Consider the following 4,810-nt stretch of genomic DNA (forward strand, 5'->3'; position numbering starts at 1 on the left):
GACTGAAACATTTTAGAGCTATTGCCACCCGATATGACAAACTAAAACGCAATTTTGAAGGTGCTATCGCCCTGGCTTGTGCATTTATATGGTTACCGATGTGAAACGGCAACAGCCCCTAATGTTGTCCGGCAAATGCGGTTTGCCGTCCAGGTGAATGATGCGGGTCCCCGAGTTGAATTGAAACAACACATAACCCGGATATTGGCTGATTTCGTAACCGTGCCAATACAGCGACTTCGGAATGCCGCCTGGTGCGCAACGAGCCAAGGGTTCGATGTATTCCGGTTTGACCGGGTCGTGGAAATGCGCTTGAAAATCTTTGACCTTCTCCAACGCCCAAGGCTGAAACGGCACCTGGCCGTCGGCGGGGTCGCTGACCCGGCTGGGAGCACGTTCCTCGCGCGGACCTTTGGCTACTCGGTTGGGATTGGGATCGTTAAGGATGCCACCCTGCGGGTCGGTAAAGTTGTTGTGGTTGGCGATGGTGTTGGACCAATGGCCTTGCACATCCGGTTGGCCGTCGGCGGTTTTCGGACCGGTCCATTTGCCGGAAACGATTTTCGGGAAACTTCTTTCCTGTTCGATGCCGGGACCGCCCAGTTTCAAGGGTTTGGTGGCCGGCTGAGCCGGTTTCGCAGCCGGTGCTTCCGGCTTTTTGGTCTCGTCCGCAGCGTATAGGCTAGGCGCGGCGGTGAGCATTACGCTGATTGCCAGCCCGGAAACTAGCATCGAGCGACTTGCATTAATTTGTGTCATAACGTCCTCGTCTGATATCCGGCTTTAAGGTTTATTCGGCTTGGGCGGATAAGCGTCGTCGTAGTCCAGCGTAAAGCGGTAGTCCTCGATCAACTGAAAATCCTTCTCCCGGTGCCGGTACAAAATTACCGATAGATTCCAGGGCTTGCTAAATACCTTGGGGTCTTCGACGGTGGCTTTATATTCGACGGTGTTGGGGTCGATCAATGCCCATTTTTCGATGATATGCAGCGCGTCGCTGTGATAATTGCCGGCCCGGTCGAACCAGGTTTTGTCGTTGAAATGCTTGACGTCGACCACCAGCGTATCGCCCTCCCAATGCGCGCGGGAGTCACCCAACCACCAGTCGTAAGGGTCTTTAGGGTGATCGGTTTCATCGGTGTGTATGGTCCGTACCGAATGGCCGAACTGGTGGACCAAGGTCAGGTCTTGTTTGCGCTGGAAGATTTGAAACGGCTCCGGGTAATAAATGCCGCGCGGCACACCCAGCGTGTAGCCTTTCAGGGCCGGGTCCAGCGTGTCGCGAGCGACGAAGTTTTTCTTTTTCTGTTCCAGTGCGGCGGGTAAATAAGGCAGGTAGTGGCCTTCGACGATGCCGGCGCCGGGCGGGGCATCCTTGCGGTTGCTGTGCGGCTCCAGGTCGTAATCGGCGGCGCTGGTGGTTTGCCAGATGCCGGAAAAATCGGGTTTGCCGTTGGCAAGCCGGGGGATTTTAGGGCCGGCCGCACCGGCGTCGCCGGTAGCCAGAAACAGCAAAATCAAGCCGCTGGCCAGCATCAGCGCAATCTGTAGCGATGACGGACCGTTATTGGGTGAACTCATTGAGGGTATATTCCGTAATATTTATATTCAAACAAATCCGATTCGGTTTATTGCGCCTGGCCGTTGGCTTGTGCCCCCGGTGCATCCTGAGCACCGCCGGTTTTAACGCTACGGCCATCAGACAGCACGGTGGTCACCGCGTAGCCAAAATCCTTGCCGTTCTTGGCGCGATAACCCTGGATGGTCACTTCGCTGCCAACCGGCAGGCTGGCTTTGGTGATGCCTTTTTGTTTCAGGCTGAACGGCGCGCCGAATTCGAATCCCCAATTCTTGGCGCTACCGTCGGTTTGCTTCACGTCCAGGTATAGCCAGCTATGCGGATTGACAAGTTCCAGCTTGGTGACCACGCCTTTTAACTCTATGGGTTGTTCGGCGTCGAACTCGGCGGAAAAGGCGTGGTGGGCATGGGCTGGCGGTGCTGTCAGGGAGAGTAGGCCGCCAACAACTATCACGCTTACCAGTTTGCCTTTCGTGTTCATTCGATATGTCCTCCGCTAAATCGCTAAAAAATCAAGCGCGGAAAATGGTTTGCATAACTTTCCACGTCGTTGCCCGCATTCAGCAAAAACCAGGCCCATAATCCATACAACGCGATAGCTAGGAGTGTTAATTTAGCTAAGCCGCTGTTTTAGCGTTAATTACTTTGTGAATGACGACCAAGTGACGATAAAAAATAGGAGGGGGATTTAACGATAGGGACAACTGCTGTGCTGTTAACGCAGCAGCGGTACAACATCCTTCGAGCAATTCCGGCGGTATGCCCAAGCCACGCACGCGCACCGAAAAACTATCCAGCGGCACTGCCGAAAGCTTTGGCTGCACCCTGCCGGGCTACAAGGACATCCACAAAGTGCTCGGCGGTACGCTGCAAGCGCCGGTGCGCACCTCTGCACGCCTCGTCGGCACCTACGCGGGATTGGGATGTGCCGATGCACCACTCGGCGGTAACCACGAGAGGGTTTTGCGTGCCGCCCGGATACTCGGCCACTGGTCCGCCCCAGGTTTAAGCACCCGCCTGTTTGACGGGACGGTGCCGCCAACGCCGGCCCGAATGAATTCGACAGAAAACTACCGGATTGGCGTAAGAATGGATTAGCCCGGCAATCCGGATGGTTTGCCTGGCGAGGATATTCAGGAGTCGGCGCGCATAATCACCTTAGCCAACATGTTCGACGCCTTTGACCATGAAACACACTTATAAGGAGGCTGTAGGGCGGATAAGCGTAGCGTCATCCGCCAAATTGGTTAAACTCTTTTCATGCCAAACTATCGACGCAATCGCATTCCCGGCGGCACCTATTTTTTCACCGTTAACCTGCTCGAGCGCAAATCGACGCTGTTGATCGAACATATTGCAGCGTTGCGGGAAGCTGTGCTAACGGTTCGGGAAAAGCACCCATTTTACTTGTGCCCTATGGGTATATCGATGCCTGGGTGGTTTTGCCTGATCATATGCATGCGATTTGGACATTACCGGCAGGTGACGATCTATATTCCAACCGATGGCGAGCAATAAAAAAGTCTTTTCGAAAGCAATCCCTAAAACCGAATATCGTTCAGCAACCAGAATAAAGCGCCACGAGCGTGGCATATGGCAACGCCGTTTTTGGGAGCATACCATTATCGATGACGCCGACTATGCGACACATATGGATTATATTCATCATAATCCGGTCAAGCATGGTTGGGCGACAGCGGTTAAAGATTGGCCGTATTCAAGTTTTCACCGCTTGGTCAAGATGGATATTTATCCATTAAATTGGGCGGGGTTAGATTTGGCATCATTCGAAGTGGGCGAACCGGATAATTGACGCATTATAGGCGGATGACGCTTCGCTTATCCGCCCTACGGCCTTGCATTGCTCGATAAACGATTGAGAGAATCAACGCTAAATACAACAGGTCTACTTGAAGAATGGCTTACGACAAATCAACTACTATCGGGGAAATATTTCGTCTGAGTGCTAAGGTACTGAACGAAAACGACGTTTTCACGATGGGAAAGAGAAAGCTTGCAAAGGTCTTTCTACGAGAACTCTTGGATCTCAACCCCACTGCTAATGATGTAGAGCTTGAGTCAACTTACAAAGCATGCTCCTGGCGTAAAAATATACCTGCTGATTCTGAGAGCTTTTGGAATTTTGTAGAGAAAGAATACCTTGACCTTGAAGTTGAAGTTGAACCGAAGACAAAGTTCACTGAACTCGCTATCCGAGTGAACGAGGACTTAATCGCTCTGGCGGAGAACCTCTCGTATATCAAGAAAGAACTTGATTCGCTTGAACAGAAAAAGATGAAGGATGGTCGTTTGACTGCGGATGAGCGTTATTACAGAAATCAACTGGAATATTTCGAGAAGAAGAATCTTGTTTCTAAAGATGAAATCGTTGATTACATGACGCACAAGATTAAGCAACATGCCATCAATGCTGCTGCTCGACGTTTGTCTGTTGTTTCTATTGGGTCATCGTTGTTTTGGGATAGCCCCTATGCATTCGGTCGGCGATTTAGTTGGCCACTTGGCGATCCATATGATATTCGCTCGTTGAATGTATATTCCAACAAGTTTATGGATCTGCCCGCCTCAGACTATCGGGATTTAGTGAAAGAATGCAAAAGCTCTCCTGAAAAATTCAAGGAGTATGCGACTGCCTACATCAACGGTGCTTCTAGTGAATTTCCAAGTGTTCGGGAAAAGCTTGCAGATCTGGTTCAGAAGTCCCATATCCTGTTCGACCGAAAACAGGTCATTGAAACAATGCTGCGGCACTTCGATGAGAAGGACTACATTTCATTTGTAAGCATGGCCCCTCTACAAATTGAGGGGATTTTTGCTGATATATGCAGAGAAATCGGCGTCTCCGAGAAGCAGCTAGACATCTCATCGCTGAACGACAAGCTTCAGCATATTGATGAAAGGATACGAAGATTTTTCTTCTTTGAATACTACGCTTTCTTGTTCCCGGTGTTGAGGAATCAGGTCGCACATGGTGGTTTGGTGGACGGTGAATTTGAAGACACCGCCCTTCACCTTATGCTGGATCTACTTCCGGTCTGTGAACTTACCGTTTCAGAAGATCTACCCGTCATGCACGCGCTGAAAATCCTTAAGGATTCCGCCAAAAATAACTTCCTGAAATTAGTTGGTTTGAGGAATAGCCCGATAGTTCCAGCGCGGTAGATGTTCGTCGAAAACGATCCGCATGTTTTCAATGAAATCTGCAGCGCA

General features: G+C 50.9%; 5 protein-coding genes and 2 pseudogenes. 4 read left to right on the plus strand and 3 right to left on the minus strand.

Annotated features, from left to right (window positions below; all coding sequences use genetic code 11):
- Nucleotides 1-104: pseudogene (locus QLH52_RS24420) on the plus strand (IS5/IS1182 family transposase); the annotation flags it as partial.
- Here the strand turns inward: QLH52_RS24420 and QLH52_RS24425 are convergent.
- The 3 genes from QLH52_RS24425 to QLH52_RS24435 are packed head-to-tail and all read right to left on the minus strand — an operon-like array spanning nucleotide 85 to nucleotide 2,060.
- Entirely contained in the window at nucleotides 85-759 is a 675-nt protein-coding gene (locus tag QLH52_RS24425) for a hypothetical protein (protein WP_319963268.1), read from the minus strand. The pseudogene QLH52_RS24420 and the gene QLH52_RS24425 sit on opposite strands and share 20 nt — an antisense overlap.
- A gap of 24 nt (nucleotides 760-783) precedes the next feature.
- On the minus strand, nucleotides 784-1,581 hold the full coding sequence (locus QLH52_RS24430) for a hypothetical protein (protein WP_319963269.1): 798 nt from the start codon (nucleotides 1,579-1,581) through the stop codon (nucleotides 784-786).
- A 47-nt stretch (nucleotides 1,582-1,628) separates the two neighbouring features.
- Entirely contained in the window at nucleotides 1,629-2,060 is a 432-nt protein-coding gene (locus QLH52_RS24435; protein ID WP_171695547.1) for a DUF6152 family protein, read from the minus strand.
- A 278-nt stretch (nucleotides 2,061-2,338) separates the two neighbouring features.
- On the opposite strand from QLH52_RS24435, the gene QLH52_RS24440 reads away from it, so the two are divergent.
- From QLH52_RS24440 to QLH52_RS24450, 3 genes and pseudogenes are all read left to right on the plus strand, one after another.
- Nucleotides 2,339-2,677 carry a hypothetical protein gene (locus QLH52_RS24440; RefSeq protein ID WP_319963270.1) on the plus strand — a complete coding sequence of 113 codons (339 nt, stop codon included), beginning with the start codon at nucleotides 2,339-2,341 and terminating at the stop codon, nucleotides 2,675-2,677.
- Between the two features lie 162 nt (nucleotides 2,678-2,839).
- A pseudogene (locus tag QLH52_RS24695) lies at nucleotides 2,840-3,392 on the plus strand (REP-associated tyrosine transposase).
- A 104-nt stretch (nucleotides 3,393-3,496) separates the two neighbouring features.
- Entirely contained in the window at nucleotides 3,497-4,762 is a 1,266-nt protein-coding gene (locus QLH52_RS24450; RefSeq protein WP_319963272.1) for a hypothetical protein, read from the plus strand.
- Nucleotides 4,763-4,810: the final 48 nt, after the last annotated feature.

The sequence above is a fragment of the Methylomonas defluvii genome, assembly GCF_033949435.1.
GTDB lineage: Bacteria > Pseudomonadota > Gammaproteobacteria > Methylococcales > Methylomonadaceae > Methylomonas > Methylomonas defluvii.

What these genes read in the sequence shown, in the direction of transcription:
- QLH52_RS24425 (WP_319963268.1), bottom strand. Translation starts at nt 759, where the DNA reads ATGACACAAATTAATGCAAGTCGCTCGATGCTAGTTTCCGGGCTGGCA.
- QLH52_RS24430 (WP_319963269.1), bottom strand. Translation starts at nt 1,581, where the DNA reads ATGAGTTCACCCAATAACGGTCCGTCATCGCTACAGATTGCGCTGATG.
- QLH52_RS24435 (WP_171695547.1), bottom strand. Translation starts at nt 2,060, where the DNA reads ATGAACACGAAAGGCAAACTGGTAAGCGTGATAGTTGTTGGCGGCCTA.
- QLH52_RS24440 (WP_319963270.1), top strand. Translation starts at nt 2,339, where the DNA reads ATGCCCAAGCCACGCACGCGCACCGAAAAACTATCCAGCGGCACTGCC.
- QLH52_RS24450 (WP_319963272.1), top strand. Translation starts at nt 3,497, where the DNA reads ATGGCTTACGACAAATCAACTACTATCGGGGAAATATTTCGTCTGAGT.